This window comes from Pelagerythrobacter aerophilus (assembly GCF_003581645.1).
Classification (GTDB): domain Bacteria; phylum Pseudomonadota; class Alphaproteobacteria; order Sphingomonadales; family Sphingomonadaceae; genus Pelagerythrobacter; species Pelagerythrobacter aerophilus.
Genome location: NZ_QXFK01000016.1, coordinates 280916 through 299634 on the forward strand (window position 1 = coordinate 280916; position 18719 = coordinate 299634).

General features: G+C 65.9%; 18 protein-coding genes. 7 read left to right on the forward strand and 11 right to left on the reverse strand.

What is annotated here, in order from left to right; all coding sequences use genetic code 11:
• Positions 1–59 precede the first annotated feature (59 nt).
• Positions 60–1508 (reverse strand): FAD-binding oxidoreductase, encoded by a 1449-nt coding sequence (locus tag D2V04_RS09660; RefSeq protein WP_119513443.1) that lies wholly within the window; start codon positions 1506–1508, stop codon positions 60–62.
• A 158-nt stretch (positions 1509–1666) separates the two neighbouring features.
• Here D2V04_RS09660 and D2V04_RS09665 point away from each other — a divergent pair, with 158 nt between their 5' ends.
• Both D2V04_RS09665 and D2V04_RS09670 read left to right on the forward strand, forming a co-directional pair.
• Positions 1667–2215: a hypothetical protein gene (locus D2V04_RS09665; protein ID WP_119513445.1), complete on the forward strand. Its 549-nt coding sequence runs from the start codon at positions 1667–1669 to the stop codon at positions 2213–2215.
• Between the two features lie 132 nt (positions 2216–2347).
• Entirely contained in the window at positions 2348–3718 is a 1371-nt protein-coding gene (locus D2V04_RS09670; RefSeq protein ID WP_119513447.1) for a DEAD/DEAH box helicase, read from the forward strand.
• A gap of 90 nt (positions 3719–3808) precedes the next feature.
• On the opposite strand, the gene D2V04_RS17940 is transcribed toward D2V04_RS09670, so the two are convergent.
• The 3 genes from D2V04_RS17940 to D2V04_RS09680 form a co-directional block, all read right to left on the reverse strand.
• Positions 3809–3967, reverse strand: a complete 159-nt coding sequence (locus D2V04_RS17940; RefSeq protein WP_182849719.1) for a hypothetical protein — start codon at positions 3965–3967, stop codon at positions 3809–3811.
• Between the two features lie 81 nt (positions 3968–4048).
• Entirely contained in the window at positions 4049–4447 is a 399-nt protein-coding gene (locus D2V04_RS09675) for a GFA family protein (RefSeq protein ID WP_119513449.1), read from the reverse strand.
• Between the two features lie 39 nt (positions 4448–4486).
• Positions 4487–6793: an ATP-dependent helicase gene (locus D2V04_RS09680; protein WP_119513593.1), complete on the reverse strand. Its 2307-nt coding sequence runs from the start codon at positions 6791–6793 to the stop codon at positions 4487–4489.
• 107 nt (positions 6794–6900) lie between these two features.
• On the opposite strand from D2V04_RS09680, the gene D2V04_RS18195 reads away from it, so the two are divergent.
• The gene (locus tag D2V04_RS18195; RefSeq protein ID WP_228766347.1) at positions 6901–7554 is read left to right on the forward strand and encodes a hypothetical protein; all 654 of its coding nucleotides are present in this window, start codon (positions 6901–6903) and stop codon (positions 7552–7554) included.
• A gap of 302 nt (positions 7555–7856) precedes the next feature.
• Entirely contained in the window at positions 7857–8345 is a 489-nt protein-coding gene (locus tag D2V04_RS09690; RefSeq protein WP_147391806.1) for a hypothetical protein, read from the forward strand.
• A gap of 27 nt (positions 8346–8372) precedes the next feature.
• Here the strand turns inward: D2V04_RS09690 and rsmD are convergent, their stop codons facing one another.
• The 3 genes from rsmD to D2V04_RS09705 form a co-directional block, all read right to left on the reverse strand.
• Positions 8373–8918 (reverse strand): 16S rRNA (guanine(966)-N(2))-methyltransferase RsmD, encoded by a 546-nt coding sequence (gene rsmD / locus D2V04_RS09695; protein ID WP_119513453.1) that lies wholly within the window; start codon positions 8916–8918, stop codon positions 8373–8375.
• A gap of 2 nt (positions 8919–8920) precedes the next feature.
• Positions 8921–9685 carry a pseudouridine synthase gene (locus D2V04_RS09700; RefSeq protein ID WP_119513455.1) on the reverse strand — a complete coding sequence of 255 codons (765 nt, stop codon included), beginning with the start codon at positions 9683–9685 and terminating at the stop codon, positions 8921–8923.
• A 110-nt stretch (positions 9686–9795) separates the two neighbouring features.
• Positions 9796–10959: an aromatic ring-hydroxylating oxygenase subunit alpha gene (locus D2V04_RS09705; protein ID WP_119513457.1), complete on the reverse strand. Its 1164-nt coding sequence runs from the start codon at positions 10957–10959 to the stop codon at positions 9796–9798.
• A 71-nt stretch (positions 10960–11030) separates the two neighbouring features.
• Here D2V04_RS09705 and D2V04_RS09710 point away from each other — a divergent pair, with 71 nt between their 5' ends.
• Complete coding sequence (locus D2V04_RS09710; RefSeq protein ID WP_119513459.1) at positions 11031–12761, forward strand: AmpG family muropeptide MFS transporter; 1731 nt, start codon at positions 11031–11033, stop codon at positions 12759–12761.
• On the opposite strand, the gene D2V04_RS09715 is transcribed toward D2V04_RS09710, so the two are convergent.
• The 4 genes from D2V04_RS09715 to trpB form a co-directional block, all read right to left on the reverse strand.
• On the reverse strand, positions 12762–14057 hold the full coding sequence (locus D2V04_RS09715; protein WP_119513461.1) for a bifunctional folylpolyglutamate synthase/dihydrofolate synthase: 1296 nt from the start codon (positions 14055–14057) through the stop codon (positions 12762–12764).
• Between the two features lie 93 nt (positions 14058–14150).
• Positions 14151–14999 carry an acetyl-CoA carboxylase, carboxyltransferase subunit beta gene (gene accD / locus D2V04_RS09720; RefSeq protein ID WP_119513463.1) on the reverse strand — a complete coding sequence of 283 codons (849 nt, stop codon included), beginning with the start codon at positions 14997–14999 and terminating at the stop codon, positions 14151–14153.
• Between the two features lie 62 nt (positions 15000–15061).
• Positions 15062–15844, reverse strand: a complete 783-nt coding sequence (trpA, locus tag D2V04_RS09725) for a tryptophan synthase subunit alpha (protein WP_119513465.1) — start codon at positions 15842–15844, stop codon at positions 15062–15064.
• 118 nt (positions 15845–15962) lie between these two features.
• Positions 15963–17177, reverse strand: a complete 1215-nt coding sequence (gene trpB, locus D2V04_RS09730) for a tryptophan synthase subunit beta (RefSeq protein WP_119513467.1) — start codon at positions 17175–17177, stop codon at positions 15963–15965.
• Positions 17178–17422: 245 nt separating this feature from the next.
• On the opposite strand from trpB, the gene D2V04_RS09735 reads away from it, so the two are divergent.
• The gene (locus D2V04_RS09735) at positions 17423–18010 is read left to right on the forward strand and encodes a porin family protein (protein WP_119513469.1); all 588 of its coding nucleotides are present in this window, start codon (positions 17423–17425) and stop codon (positions 18008–18010) included.
• Positions 18011–18237: 227 nt separating this feature from the next.
• Positions 18238–18696 carry an outer membrane protein gene (locus tag D2V04_RS09740; RefSeq protein ID WP_119513471.1) on the forward strand — a complete coding sequence of 153 codons (459 nt, stop codon included), beginning with the start codon at positions 18238–18240 and terminating at the stop codon, positions 18694–18696.
• Positions 18697–18719 lie beyond the last annotated feature (23 nt).

Here is an 18719-nt window from a genome sequence, read left to right on the forward strand (position 1 = left end):
CCGGATCGCTAGGATTGTCTACTCGGCAAGGCATGCACCCCGCGCGTGAAGCGCGCGCTTTAGTTGCTGCATGCCTCCGGCGCAAGCGGCACGAGCTTGCCGGGATTGAGCAGGCCCTGCGGGTCGAGCGCCTGCTTGATACTGCGCATCATGGCCAGTGCGACCGGGTCACCCAGCCGACCGAGCTCGTCCCGCTTCATCTGGCCGATACCGTGCTCGGCGCTGATCGAACCGCCCCAGCGGGTAACGAGGTCGTGCACGAAGGCGCTGATCGCCTTGCCTTCCCCATCCTCCCATTCGCCGCGAACCACGTTCGGGGGCGCCAGAACGTGAAAGTGGACATTCCCGTCGCCCAGGTGTCCGAAAGCGACTGCCGAGGTTCCGGGAAAGCGCGCCTCCACTTCGGGCACGGCTTGTTGGACGAAATCGGCCATCCGCGCCACCGGAACGGAGATGTCGTGCTGCATCGCCGGGCCGATCGCCCGCTCGGCCGGCGAGATCGAGTCGCGCAACAGCCAGAACTGCTCCGCCTGCGTCTCGCTCGCAGCGATCGTCGCATCTTCGATCGTCCCCGCCTCGAACGCTTCGGAGAGTATCGATTCCGCCAGTTCGGAAAGGCCGTCGGTGGCACCTTCTTCTGCGACAAGCTCGATCAACGCATGCCACGCGTGTTCGCTGGCCAGCGGTCTGCGGGCGTCGGGCAGATGATCGAGCACAGCGGTCAGACAGTGCGCGGGGATGACCTCGAAGCCTTCGAGGTGATTCCCGGCGCGCGCTTCGCAATGGAGCAGCAGACGGCGCGCGTCGCCGATCGACCGGAGCCCGGCCCATAGCACCGCCCGCTCGCCGATCTCTGGCAGCAGCCGCAGCGTCGCAGCGGTCACGATGCCAAGTGTCCCTTCGGACCCGATCAGCAACTGCTTGAGGTCGAACCCGCGGTTGTCCTTCTTGAGCGGAGTAAGCGCGTCGAACACGCTGCCGTCGGCCAACACCGCCTCCAGGCCCAGGACCTGCGTGCGCATCGTCCCGTGGCGGAGGACCTGGGTGCCGCCGGCATTGGTGGCGATCAGCCCGCCGATCGTGGCCGAGCCTTTCCCGCCAAGAGTGAGAGGGAAGCGCATCTGCTTGCCGGCAGCGGCGTCGTGCAGGTTCTGCAGAATCACTCCGGCCTCGCACACCGTCTGCCGCGAATCGGCATTCACTTCGCGGATCGCATTCATGCGGCGGAGCGAGAGCAGCAGGGCGTCGCCATCATCGTCGGGCGTCGCGCCACCTGACATACCGCTGTTGCCGCCCTGCGGTACGATCGGCACGCGATGACGTGCGCAGAGGCGGACAATGGCCGAGACTTCCTCCGTGCTCGCAGGTGAGGCCATGGCGAGCGCATTCCCCGCATAGCGGCCGCGCCAGTCGGTCAGCCACGGCGCCATCAGCTCCGGGTCCCGGGTGAAACCGCGCTCGCCGAGCAGTTCGGCCGCGCTTGCGAGAAAGGCGTCAGGATCGCGCATGGGACGCCCTATGGCACAGCGCGGTGATTCTGCGCCACCCGGTTTGCGCCTTTGCGGCGGGTGGGATTAAGCCGTCGTTCAAGCGTTTGCCCTATTCTGCGCAGTCGGATAAGGCCGCTTCATATGCAGCGGCCGCACGGAGAACGCGACCAGCGCCGATGACGAGTCCCGCTGCCTTTCTTGCCCCGATCGTCCTGTTGCTCAGCCCGCCGGCACCGGTGGATGAAGCGGGGAATGCATCGGCGTCGCGGAACTCCGTCGTCGAGGGCCGAACGGAGCCGGGCTGGCGCGTGTTCGATGAAGTTCGCAGCGCGCCGGTCCAGCGTCAGGTTCGGATCGAGCAGCGGGTGGTCATCCGGATCGTGCCCCGCAGCGCCGCGACCCGGCAGGGAACGTCCTCGTTCGTCGAGGCGTCACGGCCGAACACGCGGCTGGTCGAGCGCAAGGCGGGCGACTGTGTGCCAGCCGCCGCGGTCGGGGCGGTCCAGCCTGCGCCCGACAATCGCCTGATGCTGTTCATGCGCGACCGGCGCCTGTACAGCGTGAAGCTGGAGCGCTCGTGCCACGCGCGCGATTTCTACTCGGGTTTCTATGTCGAGCGTAACGACGACGGAATGATCTGCGTCGACCGCGACAAGCTGCAATCGCGCACCGGATCGAAGTGCGAGGTCACGGCGATCAGCCAGATGGTGCGCCAACGGGACTGACGTCCTGGGTGCCGGCGCGCTTTTCTTGACTTTTGCCCACGCGCCGCGCAAAGGGCGCGGCGCTTGTGCAAGTGCCAGCGCGCTGCACATTTGTGGGCGTGCACCCTCGAAACCCGGACAATTCGAAACCAGATGACATTTGCCGACCTCGGCCTCTCGCCAGAACTGCTCAAAGCCGTCGAAGACGCCGGCTACACCGAGCCGACGCCGATTCAGGCGCAGGCGATCCCGCCGGTACTGATGATGAAGGACATTATCGGTATCGCACAAACGGGCACGGGCAAGACGGCGGGCTTCGTGCTGCCGATGATCGACATCCTCGCCAACGGCCGCCGCCGGGCGCTGATGCCGCGCAGCCTGATCCTCGAGCCGACGCGCGAACTGGCCGCGCAGGTCGCCGAGAACTTCGAAAAGTACGGCGTCAATCACGACCTCCGCATGGCGTTGTTGATCGGCGGCGTTCAGATGGGCGATCAGGTCAAGGCGCTGAACGAGGGCGTCGACGTGCTGATCGCCACGCCGGGCCGCCTGATGGACTTGTTCGAACGCGGCAAGATCATGCTCAATGGCTGCGAGCTGCTGGTGATCGACGAGGCTGACCGGATGCTCGACATGGGGTTCATCCCCGATATCGAGTTCATCTGCTCGAAGCTGCCCGACACGCGCCAGACGATGCTGTTCTCGGCCACGATGCCGCCGCCGATCGAGAAGCTGGCGAAGAAGTTCCTCGACAATCCCAAGCGGATCGAGGTCAGCCGCGCGGCGAGCACGAATAAGGACATCACCGCGTTCAAGGTACCGGTGAAGAGCCGCCAGAAGCGCGAGACGCTGCGCTGGCTGCTCAGGAACGACCTGGTCGAAACCGCGATCATCTTCGCCAACCGCAAGACCACCGTGCGCGAGCTCAACAAGAGCCTTCGCAGTCACGGCTTTGCGAGCGGCGAGATCCATGGCGACATGGACCAGACCAGCCGCATCGCCGAACTGAACCGCTTCAAGGGCGGCGAGATCAACATCCTCGTGGCATCCGACGTCGCGGCCCGCGGGCTCGACATCAAGGGCGTCAGCCACGTGTTCAACTTCGACACGCCTTGGCATCCGGACGATTACGTCCACCGCATCGGGCGCACCGGCCGCGCGGGCGCCAAGGGACGGGCGTTCACTTTCGTCGCCGAGGAAGACGCCGAAGCGATCGAGAACGTCGAGAAGCTGACCGGCGCCGAGATCCCGGTGTTTGGCAAGAAGGACGTGCGTGTCGAACTCAAGCCCGCGCCGGAACCCGAGCCGCGTGAGGAGCGCGACGAGGACGAAAAGCCGCGCCGCTCGCGCCGCGAAGGCGGCGATCAGGAGCGCGAGCCGCGTCCGGCAAAGCCGCGGCGTGAGAAGGCAAAGCCCGAGCGCTCCGAACGCCCGCGCCAGCGCCGGGACGAGGACAACGAGCCCGTTCCTGCGGGCGAGTGGAACGGCCCGACGCCGGACTTCCTGAACGTCAGCGCGCTCTAGAGCTCGGCGTCATCGCAGCGAAAGCTGGGACGACGGCGCTTTATGGGCCGTTCAGATCATGACCCCTTCAAGCGGACGCCACCGAAGCACCTAAAGCGCTTCTGCGTTGTCGCCGCCCTTGCGATTTTCGCGATCGCGCGCGTTCGAGTGATTGGGATCGCGTTCTTCCTGCTTCTGCAGCTTCTCGTTGGGATTGCTGCTGCCGCGGTTTTCCTTCCGCGCCTGGGCGTTGCCGGTTTCGCTGGTCATGTCGGTTTCTCCTTCAGCGAAACCAACGGCCGCAGGACGAGAGGTTTCCACTTCGCGTGCGGCGCGTAGGCCAAAGCGCGATCAGTCGGTGTGTTCGACGTCGTCGCCGACGATTGCGACCCAGCGATGCCTGCGCTCCTCGTAGACCGAGAATTTCGGTGAGGGGAAATCGGGATCGGCGAATGCCCCGACGGGCACCGCTGTCACGCCCGGCATGCCGTCGTTGACGTAGGCGACGGTGGAGCCGCAATCGGGGCAGAAGCGATAAATCGCCTGGCCCCCGCTATCGCCCACCCGAGACCACTCGCAGAACGTGCCCGTCAGTTCGAACCGCTCGTCGGGCCAGCGCGCCTGAACCGCGAAGGCGCTGCCGCTCCGCTGCTGACAGGCGAGGCAATGACAGACCGAAACGCGCACGGGATCGCCCGTGCATCTGGCCTGCAACTGCCCACATCGGCAGGTGGCTACGCGATCGGTCATGATGCGAGGTCTAGAACCCATCGCGTGCTCTCTGCAACATCACGCCGCCGTTACGAAGCTGTCGATCACTCGCTTGGTTCCGGCCTGTTCGAACTCGATCTCCAGCCTGTTGCCTTCCTGATCGGTCACCGTGCCGTAGCCGAACTTGTCGTGGAATACGCGCTGGCCGATCGCGATGTCGGTGCGGGGCTTGGCGGCGAAGCTGGCGGCGCTGCGGGTGGTTTCCTTGAGGCGCTTGGGTGTCGCGTCGTAGCCGGTAGTGAGGGCGCGTTGCCAGCCGGGGCCGCGGGTCTGGGTGCGGGCGGGGCGTTCGCGGGCGAGGTGGGCGAACGGATCTTCGCGCTCGGTCATGCCGGCGCGCCAGAGCGAGGCGCCGCCGGTCAGGGTGGTCTCTTCCTCGATGTGGTCGGCCGGAAGCTCGCCAACGAAGCGGCTGGGGATCGAGCTCGTCCACTGGCCATAGATGCGCCGGTTGGCGGCGTGGAGGATCGTGCAGCGCCGCCGCGCGCGCGTGATCGCGACATAGGCGAGGCGGCGTTCCTCTTCCAAGCTGGCGAGCCCGCCTTCGTCGAGTGCGCGCTGCGAAGGGAACACGCCTTCCTCCCATCCGGGCAGGAAGACGTTGTCGAATTCGAGCCCCTTGGCGGCGTGCATGGTCATGATGGTGACCTTCTCGCTGTTCTGGTCGGCATCGTTGTCCATCACCAGGCTGACGTGTTCGAGGAAGTCGCCGAGCGTCTCGTATTCCTCCATCGCGCGCGCGAGTTCGGAAAGGTTCTCCAGCCGGCCGGAAGCCTCGGCGGTCTTCTCCGCCTCGAGCATGGCGTTGTAGCCGGTTTCGTCCAGCACCGTGCGCAGCAGCTCGGCCGGGGTGACCTTCTCGGCCTGCTCCCGCCACTTGAGGAACTGGCGCATGAGGCCGCCGATCGTGTTCGCGGGGCGAGCGGGAAGTTCGTCGCTGTCGGCGAGCTGGAGCGAGGCGGCGGCGAGCGGCAGACCGGTGCGGCGTGCGTGCTGGTGCATCTTCTCCAACGTCTTGGCACCGAGGCCGCGCTTGGGCTGATTGTAGATGCGCTCGAACGCGAGATCGTCCTGCGGCTGGGCGATTACGCGCAGGTAGGCGAGTGCGTCGCGGATCTCGGCGCGTTCGTAGAAACGGAAGCCGCCGACGATGCGGTAGTTGAGGCCGATCTGGATGAACCGGTCCTCGAACTCGCGCGTCTGGTACTGCGCGCGCACAAGGATGGCGATCTGCTCGAGCGGGGCGCCCTCGCGCTCCAGCCGCTCGATCTCCTCGCCCACACGGCGCGCTTCCTCGGGCGCGTCCCACACGCCGATCACGCGTACCTTGTCGCCGCCGTTCACCTCGGTCCACAGCGTCTTGCCGAGCCGCTGGCTGTTGGCGTCGATCAGGCCCGAGGCCGCGCCGAGGATGTGGGGAGTGGAGCGGTAGTTCTGCTCCAGCCGGACCACGTGCGCGCCGGGAAAGTCCTTCTCGAAGCGCAGGATGTTGGCGACCTCGGCCCCGCGCCAGGAGTAGATCGACTGGTCGTCATCCCCCACCACGCAGATGTTCTTGCGCTCCTGCGCGAGCAGGCGGAGCCAGAGGTACTGGACCTGATTGGTGTCCTGATATTCGTCGACCAGGATGTATTTGAAGCGTTGCCGATAGTGCGCGAGCACCTCGCGTTCGCGCCGGAACACATTCAGCATATGCAGCAGCAGATCGCCGAAGTCGCAGGCGTTGAGCGCCTTCAACCGGTCTTGATAGAGGCGGTAGAACTGCTGTCCGCGGCCGTTGGCGTAGGCTTCGTTCTCGACCGCATCGAGATCCTCGGGATTGAGGCCGCGGTTCTTCCATCGGTCGATCAGGCCGGCGAGCTGGCGCGCGGGCCAGCGCTTCTCGTCGAGGTCGTTCTCGACGATGAGCTGCTTGAGCAGGCGGAGCTGATCATCGGTGTCGATGATCGTGTAGTTCGATTGCAGCCCGACCAGTTCGGCATGGCGCCGCAGCATCTTGGCGCCGATCGAATGGAAGGTGCCGAGCCACGACATCCCCTCGACCGCTTCGCCCAGATGGTGGGCGACCCTCTCGCGCATTTCGCGGGCGGCCCGGTTGGTGAAGGTGACGCAGAGGATTTCGCTCGGCCACGCGCGCCGGGTTGCGACGAGGTGTGCCAAACGCGCGGTAAGCGCCGCCGTCTTGCCCGTGCCTGCGCCGGCGAGCATCAAGACGGGGCCTTCGGTGGTCAACACCGCTTCCCGCTGCGGGGCGTTAAGCCGCGCTGCGTAAAGGGGAATTTCGCCGCTTGGGGCGGAGTTGGAGGCGGTGCCGGGCAAGGTCATGAACACGCGAACAGCTAGGGAACGCGGAGGAAACACGCAAGGGTCACGCGGAACCTCATCATCTGTGCCGCGTAGTCGGATCGATGATAACGATGGAGACAGCTCCAATGCGTAGCATAATTCTGGCCGGCGCTGCGGCGCTGGCGTTCGCCGTGCCCGCTGCGGCGCAGGATACCACGACCACGACCGAGGCCGAAACGCAGGTCGAGGCCGAGACTCCTCCGGGCACCTACACCATGACCACGGGCCAGCAGACGTCCTACGACGCCTGGCCGGCCGACCGTCAGGCCGCCTACGACGCGTGGACGGCGGAGATCCAGGAGTACTTCTGGTCCTTGACGCCCGAGCAGCAGACCGGCTGGTGGGCCCTGACCGACGAGCAGCGCAGGCAGGTCTATCAGATGACGCCGCAGCAACGCACGTCAGCCTGGGCGCAGATCGCCGCACAGATGAATGGCGTAGCGCAGGGCGCCGCTGCTGCGACCGCCGCGACGACATCCCGCACGACCACCGGACCCGCGAGCACGACGGCGTCGACGAGGGCGAGCGGCGATATGCGGTTCGTCGAGAGCGAGACGGTGCAGACCGCTCCTCCGCCGAAGGAGGAGTATCCGGTCTGCAGCGCCAAGGTGCAGGACGGCTGCATCAACCCGCGAGAGGCCGGCAAGAACTACGGCAATGTCCCGCTCGATTACTGGCCAGGTAAACCGGCGAGCGAGATCGACGAGCCGCTGCCGGCGAAGAAGCCCGACGACGCCTGACCGCATTTCTCCAGGCCGCCCTGGCGGGCGCGCCGATACCTGAAGAGGGGTGGAGCCGCTTTCTCGGCTCCGCCCCTTTTTTGTGCCTCCCTGCAATAAGTTGCAAGAAAATCAACAGATTACAGCTCGCCCCGATTCTGACACATTTCCCGGCGAGGCGTTTTGTCCATGCGATTGTGGTCGAGCGGAAGTCTTGCCGCTGCAACGCAAAGTCCCCACCCTTGATGCAATCCTGACGGGGGACTGATTGTCAGGAAGAGTTCGCGTTCGTCGCTTGGGAATATTTTGAAGGAGACTTCCCAATGCGTATCCGTAATCTACTCCCCGCCGTCGCCGCAGTGGCGATCATTTCCGGCCCGGCGCTGGCCCAGGACACCGAGATGGCCGAACCGCCGGTCGAATCCGCGGAGCCGGCCGACACTGCTACGGCGACCACATTGGCCCCGGACCAGCAGTCGACCTATGATGCCTGGGCGCCCGCGCAGCAGGCGCAATACGACGCCTGGCCATCCGAGACGCAGACCTACTTCTGGTCGCTGACGCCGGAGCGTCAGGAGCTGTTCTGGCGCATTTCCGATGCCGACAAGAGCACGCTCGCGACCCTGCCGCCGGAGCAGCAGACCCAGGCCTGGGCGCAGATCGAAGCTCAGGCGGCTGGCATGCCGGCACCGACTGCGGACCCGGCGGCCGATCCCACACAGCCGGCAGACCCGACTGCGGACCCGATGGCCGATCCCACGACGGCTGACCCGGCCACACCCGACGAGCCCGAAACCGACGAACCGATGTAATCGGCCGGTCGAGCATAGCTCGCAAGATCAGTCGGCAAGGCGGAGCAGAGTCAGCTTCGCCTTGCCGACACGTCTTTCGGCATCGATCGAAAGTCCCTTTATCACCACCGTCTCGTCCGCTCCGGTTTCCAGGGCGATCCAGGTAGCTTCCCCGATCCAGCCCAGTCGCAGCAGCCGATCGAGCGCCACCGCGCCGGCGCCGGTGCCGTAGGGCGGATCGAGCAGTATCAGATCCAGGGCGCTGTCGACCGGTCCCAGCGTCATGACCGATCCGGCGCGCACTTCGCTCCGCATGCGGGCGTCGAGCGCGGCGATGTTGGCGCGGATCGCCTTGAGTGCCGCGTCCTCCTGCTCCACGAACAGGCACTGTGCCGCGCCGCGCGAAAGCGCCTCCAGGCCAAGCGCGCCCGAGCCGGCAAACAAGTCGGCCACTGCAAGGTCCTCGAAGCTGCCGAGCCGGCTGGCGAGCATAGAGAACAGCGTCTCGCGCGTACGGTCTGCGGTTGGACGCGTCGCGTCGCTCTTCGGCGTGACGAGTTTGCGCCCGCGCCACTCGCCGGCGATCACCCGCATGCTCATGCGTTGCGCGTCCGCTTGAGGCTTGAGCGGAACCGCTCGATCTCGTGCTTCTGGATTTCCACGACCGCGCCGCGGGGCAGTTCGCCGAGCGCGAAGGGGCCATAGCCGATGCGAATCAGGCGGCTCACTTGCAGGCCGAGGTGCTCAAGCACCCGCCGGACCTCGCGGTTCTTACCTTCGGTGATGGTCAGCTCGATCCACTGGTTGCGGCCGGTGCGCCGTTCCATGTTGGCATCGATCCGGCCGTAGCGAACCCCGTCGATGGTCAGGCCGTCGATCAGGTCCTCGAGCTGCCCCTGGGTGATCTCGCCGAACGTGCGCGCGCGGTAGGTGCGCGGGATGCCGCTGGCGGGCAGTTCCATCGCACGCTTGAGCTCGCCGTCGTTGGTCAGCAGCAGCAGTCCCTCGGTATTGAGGTCGAGGCGGCCGATCGGCATCACCCGCCCGGCGCCTTTGGGGAGCGCATTGCGCAGCGCGGTGTAGATCGTCGCGCGGCCCTTCGGATCGCGTTCCGCGGTGATGAGGCCGGTCGGTTTGTGGAACGCGAACAGCCGCGTGCGCTCGGCCTTGCCGACCGGCTTGCCGTCCACGGTAACGCCGAGCAGATCGGGAATGATCGTCGCCGGGGTGTCGAGCACCTTGCCGTCGATCGCCACGCGGCCGTCGGCGATCATCCGCTCGACCTCGCGCCGGCTGGCGACGCCCGCGCGCGCGAGCAGCTTGGCGATGCGCTCGCCCTGCGGTTTTGGAATGTCGGCCATGCGGGGCCTCTACACGTCGCGTAGCGGGAGCGGAAGCTGGGATCGCTCTCCGACAGGTCTGACGATGTGGCACGCGATCCCAGCTTTCGCTGGGATGACGGCTTGGACCGTCAATTCACTGCCCGCAGCGCCTCCTCCACCGTCTCGTGGAATCGCCGGATACCGCCTTCCAGCGTGCCCAGCGTCAGCGAGGGCACGGCCCCTGTGGAGAGCCCTTGCTGGCCAAGTTCCGCCGCGCGGAAGTCCTCGCTGGCGAAGACGCCGCCGTCGAGCAGGGCCCAGCTCCGTTCCCAGTGATCGCGTGCCTTGTCCGTGGCCGGATGCTCGGGGATGAGCATGAAATCCTCCACCAGCGTGTGGTCGTGGGCCTGCGGCATCATCACCATAACGTTGACGTAATCCGGGCTGGGAATGATCAGCGCACCAGGAATGAGCTGGTAGGCGAAAGTCACCACCCGGCGCAGCGCGGCCATGTCGGTAAGGTCGACGCCTTCCATCTCCTCCAGCCGGCCGACGGCGGAGCGGGCGTGGGGCCCGACCATGTCGCCCGAGGTTACCCCATCCTTGAAGAAGGGTCCGATCGTCTGCGCGTGGAGCCGGGTGACATGGTAGCTCTCAAGGAAAGCATCCATGATGAGCTTCCAGTTCGCCGCGACCTCGTGCGTCTTGCGGCGGAACAGCACGTGCTCGCCCATGCCGAGCGCGTCGAAGTCATCGCCCAGCCGCTCGGCATCGGAGAAGTCGGCGCTCTCCTCCCGCGGACAGAACCAGATCAGCCCGCCGGTCTCGCGGCTCGGCAGTTCGATCAGCCCCATCGCATCCTTGTCGAGCCCGGGGAACGTGTCGGGGCGGGGTAGCGCGAGCAGGCGCCCGTCCACCGAATAAGTCCAGGCGTGGTAGGGGCAGACGAGCCGCTTCTGGCACAGGACCTCGCCGCCCTCGACCAGCCGGGTGCCGCGGTGGCGGCAGACGTTGAGGAAGACGTGCGCCATGCCCTCACCGTCACGGGTAATCAGGAGCGGCCGCCCGGTCGCATCGTGCGGTACGGCCATGCCCGGTTCGGGCAGCAGGGCGGACGGACACAGGATCTGCGGCATCCGCTCGTAGATCGCCGCCTTCTCGCGCGCGAAATAGCCGGGGTCGGTATAAACGCTCGCCGGAACCTGGCTGACGCCCGCTTCGGCCCGGCTCTGCCCCTCGGCAATCGCGCGGGCGAGGGCGAGCATGCCCTCGGTCGGCCGCCGCGCGGGATGTTTGGTGTCGATAGCTTCCATAGCGCCTATTCCTGGCCCTCTCCGGCAGCTAGTGTCGCAGAAAATCGGGACAGACGGAAGGACGCTAGGGAATGGCCGAGGTCGGCGAGAAGAAGAAGATTTCCGCTTGGCGCGCGCTCGGGATTGCACTCGGCAATCGCAAGACTGGCTTCATGCTCTTGTTCGGCTTTGCCAGCGGACTGCCGTTTGCGCTGTTTCTCGGCACGCTGTTCGCTTGGCTGACCGAGGCGGATGTCGACCTGGAGACGATGGGGATCTTTTCGCTCATCGGGCTCGCCTACGCCTTCCAGTTTCTCTGGTCCCCGCTGATCGACAAGGTCAGTATCCCGGTGCTGAGCCGGTTGGGCAGGCGCAAGCAGTGGATCGTGCCGGCGCAGCTCCTCCTCGGCGGCATTCTCATCACGATGAGCGTGCTCGAACCTCGCAGCCAGCTCGGCATGTTCTCATTGCTTGCCGGGATCGGAGCCTTCGCCAGTGCGACGCAGGACATTGCCATAAACGCTTGGCGTATCGACGTTGCGGACGAGGTTGCGACGATCGACATCCTCTCGACCGTTTACCAGATGGGCTACAGGCTGTCCTCGCTGGTCGGCGGCGCATTCGGGCTCATCATTGCGGCCCGCATCGGCTGGCCGGAAACCTATATGCTGATGGGGGGCATATTGCTGGCGGTAGGATTCGTCGGACTCTGGGCCCCGAATGCAACCGAAGAGGCGAGCGAGGTTGCCAGCGAGAGCGAGCGCCAGGTCCGTGCTCTGCGTCAAGCGGGTGAGCTCGCGCCGGGGGTTCGCAACCGTGCGCTTGCACTCGTCGGGCTCCTGTGGGCGGGGGCTATCGGCGTCGTGCTGGCGTTCATGATCATGTCGATGACCTACGCGCCCGAGGATCGGCCCAATCCGACCGAATTCACTCTGAATGTCGGCCCGTGGATCGTGGTCGCTACGATCATTTTGCCGGCTCTCATTGCCGGATGGCTGGCGTCGAAGAAGAGAAACGGCGAACATGTCCTCTCCGAAGACCAGGCGCCTGCGAAGGGCGGGGCCTATGCGGCGGACCATCTCTATCGAGCGCTTGTCCTCCCGCTCGTCGAATTCGTCGGCCGGATGGGCTGGTCGCTGGTCCTGATCTTGGCCGTGGTCCTGACCTACCGCATATGCGATGCGATCTGGGGCACGTTTGCCTATCCGTTCTATCTCGGCGAGCTCCAGTACACGAACGACGATGTTGCGTTCGCCTCGAAATTCTTCGGGGTGGGGGCGATTATCGCGGGGCTCGCGCTCGGAGGGCTGATGTTGACGACGATTGGTCGCATGGCAACGCTGCTGATCGGCGGCATCATGGCCGCGCTGACCAACCTGCTCTACGCGGACATGGCCCTTGGCGGAGCGAATATGCAGGCGTTCAGCGACGCCATCGGGTTCACGTACCTCATCGAGCAAATCCCGGGCATCGGCGATGCCGAACTTGCGAAGCTTACCATTACCATCGCGTTCGAGAACCTTGCCATCGGTATCGCGGGCGCAGCCTATATCGCCTGGTTGTCGTCGATCGTGTCAAAGCAATTCAGCGCCGTTCAATACGCCTTGCTTTCGTCTCTCACGCTCCTCGTCGGCACGCTCGGCCGAGGCGCACTGGGCGAGATGATCGAGGAACAGGGCTATTACGACGTCTTTATTTTGACCACCTGGATCGGGCTCGCAGCGGCGGTGCTGGTGTGCCTGGAATGGTGGCGGGAAAGCCGTGGAAAGCGGAGCGCGGGAGTCATCGCGCCCGAAGCTGGCGAAGCAATCCCTGCCAAGTAATCAGTCCGGCCATTCGTCATTGAGCCGCAGCACCTCGCCCGCGAGGTAGAGCGAACCGGCGATCAGCACCGGCAGGTCATCGTCGGGCAAGGCGGCGAGGGCGGCGGTCACATCGGGCGCGCCGCTGGCGATCTCGCCGAAGGCCTCGGGCGGGTAGTGATCGTGGTCGGGCACGGGCACCGCGGTGAGGCTGGCGATGCTCGGCGCGAGGGGAGCGACGAGCGCCATCGGATTCTTGCCCTCGATCATGCCGATCACGAGGTGTAGCCGCTGCCCGGTGAAGTGCTCCGCGAGGGTGGCCCCGGCGCTTGGGTTGTGGCCGCCGTCGAGCCAGGCCTCGCGCTCGCCGGTCAGCGGACCGGACGCGAGGCGCTGGAGCCGGGCGGGCCAACGCGCGGTGCGGATACCCGCTGCCATGGCCTCGGGTGAAACGGACACCGCCTGCTGATGCCGCAGCAGCGCCACCGCCAGCGCTGCATTGAACGCCTGATGCCGGCCCGGCAGCGTCGGAAGGGGCAGCGAGAGTGTGCCTTGTGCGTCGGCGTAGGCGATGTGATCCTCGGCGACATTGGCGCTCCATCCACCGTCCGCTCCTAGGGCGAACGTCGGCGCGCCCACCCGGTCCGCCACCCGTTCGACTGCCGTGGCTGCTTGGGGCGGGTATTCGAATGTCACCAGCGGCACACCCGGCTTGGCGATGCCCGCTTTCTCGAACGCGATGCGCGCGAGCGGTTCCGCCGGCACGTCGTCGTCCGGAGCGAGCAGGAAACGTTCGTGGTCGATGCCGAGTGCGGCGATCCCGCACGCTACCGGTTCGGGGATCACATTGGTCGCGTCGAACCGGCCACCGAGACCGACTTCGACCACGCAGGTATCGGCCGGCACGCGGGCGAATTCGAGGAAGGTGGCGGCGATTGTCACTTCGAAGAAGCTGGGGGCGAGGTCGCTCCCGGCGTCGAGCACTTCCGCGAGCAGTTCGGCCAGGCGCGCGTCGGGGATCAGTTCGCCCGCCACGCGAATGCGCTCGTTATAGCGCACGAGGTGCGGGCTGGTGGCAGCGTGAACGCGGTGCCCCTGCGCCTCCAGCATGGCGCGCAGGAAGGCGCAGGTAGAGCCCTTGCCGTTGGTTCCGGCGACGTGGAACACCGGGGGGAGCGCCAGGTGCGGATCGCCGAGCCGGGCCAGCAGGGTGCGGATCGTCTCGAGCCCGAGCCGCCCCTGCGGCACGGAAAGCGCCGCCAGCCGGTCGAGCTGCGCCTGAACCGCGGGGTCCGAGGAAGTGCCGAAGTCTTTCATGGCGTCGTCATCCCGGCGAAAGCCGGGATCGCTGTCCTCACGCTCCGGGCTTGCTGCACGCGATTCCAGCTTTTGCCGGAATGGCGGCTTGCATCAAGCCGCCGCCCTCGGCTGCAGGTAATCGAGCAGGCTCGCCAGCGTGGCCTTCAGGTCGCGCCGATTGACGACCATGTCGACCATCCCGTGCTTGTGCAGATACTCCGCGCGCTGGAAACCTTCGGGCAGCTTCTCGCGGATCGTATCCTGGATCACGCGCTGACCTGCGAAGCCGATCAGGGCGCCGGGCTCGGCGATATGCACGTCGCCGAGCATGGCGTAGCTGGCGGTTACGCCGCCCGTAGTCGGATCGGTCAGCAGCACGATATAGGGCAGGCCGGCCTCTTTTAGCCGGCGCGTCATCACGGTTGCCTTGGGCATCTGCATCAGGCTGAGAATGCCCTCCTGCATTCGCGCGCCGCCCGCCGCGGTGACGACGATATAGGCGCACTTGCGGGTCAGCGCGCGCTCTGCGCCCTGGCAGAAGGCGGTGCCCACGGCCATGCCCATACTGCCGCCCATGAAGCTGAAGTCCTGCACGCCGAGGACCGCCGGACGGCCCTCGATCGCGCCCGAGCCCACAGTGAAGGCATCCTTGTGCGGGTTCTTCGCGCGCGCCTGCTTCAGCCGGTCGGTGTATTTCTTCGTATCGCGGAATTTGAGCGGGTCTTCGGCGACATCGGGCTGCTGCAGCACCTCGTAACCGTCGTCGAGCAACTGGCGCAGTCGCTCGTCGGCGCCGATCCGGCCGTGGTGGCCGCAGCGCGGGCAGACCTTGAGGTTTTCCTCGTATTCCTTCGTGAACAGCATCTCCGAGCAGCCGGGGCATTTGACCCACAGCGTTTCCTCGGTCGTGCGCTTGGCCACGAAAGGCAGCGAATTGCGGACGCGGGTGAACCAGTTCATGGGCTGGGCCTTAAACCGAAATCGAGCGAATGACAGCCCCCTCCCGTTCGCGGGAGGGGAGATCAGCGGGCGGTGCGGATCTCCTCGGAGAGCGCCGATGTGAGCTTGCGCAGATGCTCGGGCGCGTCCCTGCCGTGCTCGCCCACTAGCTCGACGAGCGCAGAGCCGACCACTACCCCATCCGCAACCCGGGCGATGGCCGCAGCCTGTTCGGGCGTGCGCACGCCGAAACCGACGGCGACCGGCAGATCCGTTGCCGCCTTGAGACGTTCGACCGCTTCCTCGATGCTTGCCTGCACCGCCTGCTGCTTGCCGGTGATCCCCGCGACCGAAACGTAGTAGAGGAACCCGGTCGAGCCCTCGAGCACTTGCGGGAGCCGCGCGGCATCGGTGGTCGGAGTGGCGAGGCGGATCGGGGCGATACCGGCCGCACGCAGCGCGGGGCCGAGCGCGTCGTCTTCCTCAGGCGGAATGTCGACGCAGATCACCCCGTCGACGCCAGCCTCGGCGGCGGCGGAGGCGAACCACTCGGGCCCGCGCCGCACCATCGGGTTGGCATAGCCCATCAGGACGAGTGGTACGTCGGGATGGCGCTGGCGGAATTCGCGCGCGATCCGCAGCACCTCGGCCGTGGTCGTCCCCGCGCCGAGGGAGCGGATATTCGCCGCCTGGATCGCCGGGCCATCGGCCATCGGATCGGTGAACGGCATGCCAAGCTCGATCAGATCCGCGCCGCCTTCGACCAACGCATCGAGATTGGCCGCGGTGTCGCCGTCACCCGCGGTGATGAAGGTGACGAGCGCGGGATGCGGCTTGGCGAAGGCGGAGGAGAGGCGGCTGCTCATCGCGTCATCCCAGCGAAAGCTGGGATCGCCCTCGGGAAAGGGCGGCCTAGTGGCATGCGACCCGAGCTTTCGCTGGGGTGACGGTGATGCTCAGGCGCAGGGTGAAACGGCATATGCATCAAAGCTCCACCCCCAGCTTGTCGGCCACGGTGAAGATGTCCTTGTCCCCCCGGCCCGAGACGTTGACGAGGATGATCTGATCCTTGCTATAGTCGTCCGCCAGCTTGTGCAGGGCGGCCAGGGCGTGGGAGCTTTCGAGGGCGGGGATGATGCCTTCGAGGCGGCAGCAGAGCTGGAACGCCTCGAGCGCCTCGTCATCGCCGATCGGCAGGTATTTCACCCGGCCGCTTTCGTACAGCCACGAATGCTCGGGTCCGATGCCGGGATAGTCGAGACCCGCGCTGATCGAGTGCGCCTCGGTGATCTGGCCGTCCTCGTCCTGCAGCAGGTAAGTCTTGTTACCGTGGAGCACGCCTGGTGCGCCGCCGGTGAGGCTGGCGGCGTGCTGGCCACTCTCGATCCCGTGGCCCGCAGCCTCGACGCCGATCATCGCAACGTCGGGGTCGTCGAGGAACGGATGGAACAGGCCGATCGCATTCGATCCGCCGCCGACCGCCGCGATCAGCAGGTCGGGCAGGCGGCCGGTGCGGGCGAGCATCTGCGCGCGCGCTTCCTTGCCGATCACGCTCTGGAAGTCGCGCACCAGCTCAGGGTAGGGATGCGGCCCCGCGGCCGTGCCGATGATGTAGAAGGTGTCGTGGACATTGGCGACCCAGTGGCGCAGCGCCTCGTTCATCGCGTCCTTCAGCGTCGCGGCGCCGCTGTCTACCGGCACGACTTCGGCGCCGAGCAGCTTCATGCGGAACACGTTCGGCTGCTGACGGGCGACGTCGGTCGCGCCCATGAAGATCGTGCAGGGCAAGCCGAAGCGCGCGCAGACGGTGGCGGTGGCGACGCCGTGCTGACCCGCCCCGGTTTCGGCAATGATCTTTGTCTTGCCCATACGGATCGCGAGCAGGATCTGGCCGATGCAGTTGTTGATCTTGTGCGCACCGGTGTGGTTGAGCTCTTCCCGCTTGAACCACACTTGCGCGCCGCCCAGCGCCTCAGTGAGCCGTTCCGCGAAATAGAGCGGACTAGGCCGGCCGACGTAGTGTTCGAGCAGGTCGTCGAACTGCTGCTGGAACGCAGGGTCTGCCTTGGCCGCTCGATATTCGCGCTCCAGATCGAGCACGAGCGGCATTAGCGTTTCGGCAACATAGCGCCCGCCGTAGGCACCGAAATGGCCCCGTTCGTCGGGCTGGTTGCGAAACGAGTTGGGTGGCGTGGTCATGGCGCGATCGCGCTTGGCAGAGCCGCCGGGGCTTGTCCAGAATCCAGCAGTTGGCCGGGTGCAGATCGCGGCGGCGGGACCGGTGTTGCACCCGAGCAACACAGCGTTTTTCTTGCAAGGTAGATACTTTTTGGCGCTGGGATCCGGATGTCCGATCCCCAGATACGGCCTGCCGCAATACAGTGCGGTTAATACAACTCTACCAACCAATAGATTCAAGTTATACTTGAACGGAGAAAATAATAATGAATACTAAGTTCGCAGTTATCGCCTCTGCTTCTTTCCTCGCGCTGGCAGCAACTCCGGCGATGGCCGAGCCGTTTTCAGGGCCGTACGTCGGTGTCGAGGCCGGTCTCGACAGCTACGAAGTCCAGGCCGATGACGTGTTCGCCGCTGGCGACCACTACGACGGCCTGAGCGGCAATGGTGTCGTGGGCGCCGTGTTTGCCGGCTACGACCTCCCGCTGGGCACCTCGGCCTTCGTCGGCGTCGAAGGCAAGGCTGCGCTGAGCGCCGCCGAAATCACCGTCGACACCGGTGAAGACGCGTTCACCGTCGGCGCGAAGGAAACCTTCGGCGCCACCGCCCGCCTCGGTGCGATGCTCAACGACAGCACCGGCATCTACGGCCGCGCAGGGTGGGAAAACACCCGGTTCAAGGCAGAGCTGAACGGCGAGGGCGATAGCGATCGCGACGATGCGCTGGTTCTCGGCGCCGGTCTGGAAACCCGGTTTGGCGACGCGACCTCATTCCGCGTCGAGTACACCTATGCCGACTACAGCGACTTCATCAAGAACAACTCCGTTCGCGCGGGCGTCGCCTACCGCTTCTGATCGGCAGCGATGCAAGACAACCGGAGGGGCGGCCGATCGGCCGCCCCTTTTTGTTGCGAGGCGCCCGCGGCGGTCAAGTACGACATTCGTCGAGAGTGAAACGATGTTGCTCGAACCGGGAATGTCGTTCGTCGACGGTAAATGAAAGATACAGGATCGGCTCCCCAGATGCGGCCAATCGAACGGACGGGATGGGCCCGCGCCGGATCGTGGAGTTGAGAAAAACAATGAAAAAGTTCGCTTTGGCAACCCTGCCCGCCCTCGTGGGAATGGCCGTTATCGCATCGCCCGCGCAGGCGAACGAAGGCCGTGTGGAAGCGCGCGGCGGCATCGCCTGGGCCAATGGCCATGAAGAGGCCGTTGCAGGCGTCGCCGGCGGTTACGACTTCGACCTGGGCGAGACGACGTTCTTCGGTGTCGAAGGCTCGGCCGACAAAATTCTCGACGACGGCGCGGATGTGGTGTGGGGTGCGACGGCGCGCGTCGGCGCCAAGGTGGGTGCGAACGGCAAGCTCTATGCCGCCGGCGGCTACACCTTTGGCGAGGGTGAGGATACGCCCCACCTCGGTGCCGGCTATCAGCACCGCCTGGGCACCAATCTCTACGTGAAGGGCGAGTACCGCCACTTCTTCAGCGACTTCGTCGACGTGAACACGGCGGCGGTCGGCGTCGGCTTCACCTTCTGAAGCCAGCGAGTATTGCAAGGGAA

What these genes read in the sequence shown, in the direction of transcription:
- D2V04_RS09660 (WP_119513443.1), bottom strand. Translation starts at nt 1,508, where the DNA reads ATGCGCGATCCTGACGCCTTTCTCGCAAGCGCGGCCGAACTGCTCGGC.
- D2V04_RS09665 (WP_119513445.1), top strand. Translation starts at nt 1,667, where the DNA reads ATGACGAGTCCCGCTGCCTTTCTTGCCCCGATCGTCCTGTTGCTCAGC.
- D2V04_RS09670 (WP_119513447.1), top strand. Translation starts at nt 2,348, where the DNA reads ATGACATTTGCCGACCTCGGCCTCTCGCCAGAACTGCTCAAAGCCGTC.
- D2V04_RS17940 (WP_182849719.1), bottom strand. Translation starts at nt 3,967, where the DNA reads ATGACCAGCGAAACCGGCAACGCCCAGGCGCGGAAGGAAAACCGCGGC.
- D2V04_RS09675 (WP_119513449.1), bottom strand. Translation starts at nt 4,447, where the DNA reads ATGACCGATCGCGTAGCCACCTGCCGATGTGGGCAGTTGCAGGCCAGA.
- D2V04_RS09680 (WP_119513593.1), bottom strand. Translation starts at nt 6,793, where the DNA reads ATGACCTTGCCCGGCACCGCCTCCAACTCCGCCCCAAGCGGCGAAATT.
- D2V04_RS18195 (WP_228766347.1), top strand. Translation starts at nt 6,901, where the DNA reads ATGCGTAGCATAATTCTGGCCGGCGCTGCGGCGCTGGCGTTCGCCGTG.
- D2V04_RS09690 (WP_147391806.1), top strand. Translation starts at nt 7,857, where the DNA reads ATGCGTATCCGTAATCTACTCCCCGCCGTCGCCGCAGTGGCGATCATT.
- rsmD (WP_119513453.1), bottom strand. Translation starts at nt 8,918, where the DNA reads ATGCGGGTGATCGCCGGCGAGTGGCGCGGGCGCAAACTCGTCACGCCG.
- D2V04_RS09700 (WP_119513455.1), bottom strand. Translation starts at nt 9,685, where the DNA reads ATGGCCGACATTCCAAAACCGCAGGGCGAGCGCATCGCCAAGCTGCTC.
- D2V04_RS09705 (WP_119513457.1), bottom strand. Translation starts at nt 10,959, where the DNA reads ATGGAAGCTATCGACACCAAACATCCCGCGCGGCGGCCGACCGAGGGC.
- D2V04_RS09710 (WP_119513459.1), top strand. Translation starts at nt 11,031, where the DNA reads ATGGCCGAGGTCGGCGAGAAGAAGAAGATTTCCGCTTGGCGCGCGCTC.
- D2V04_RS09715 (WP_119513461.1), bottom strand. Translation starts at nt 14,057, where the DNA reads ATGAAAGACTTCGGCACTTCCTCGGACCCCGCGGTTCAGGCGCAGCTC.
- accD (WP_119513463.1), bottom strand. Translation starts at nt 14,999, where the DNA reads ATGAACTGGTTCACCCGCGTCCGCAATTCGCTGCCTTTCGTGGCCAAG.
- trpA (WP_119513465.1), bottom strand. Translation starts at nt 15,844, where the DNA reads ATGAGCAGCCGCCTCTCCTCCGCCTTCGCCAAGCCGCATCCCGCGCTC.
- trpB (WP_119513467.1), bottom strand. Translation starts at nt 17,177, where the DNA reads ATGACCACGCCACCCAACTCGTTTCGCAACCAGCCCGACGAACGGGGC.
- D2V04_RS09735 (WP_119513469.1), top strand. Translation starts at nt 17,423, where the DNA reads ATGAATACTAAGTTCGCAGTTATCGCCTCTGCTTCTTTCCTCGCGCTG.
- D2V04_RS09740 (WP_119513471.1), top strand. Translation starts at nt 18,238, where the DNA reads ATGAAAAAGTTCGCTTTGGCAACCCTGCCCGCCCTCGTGGGAATGGCC.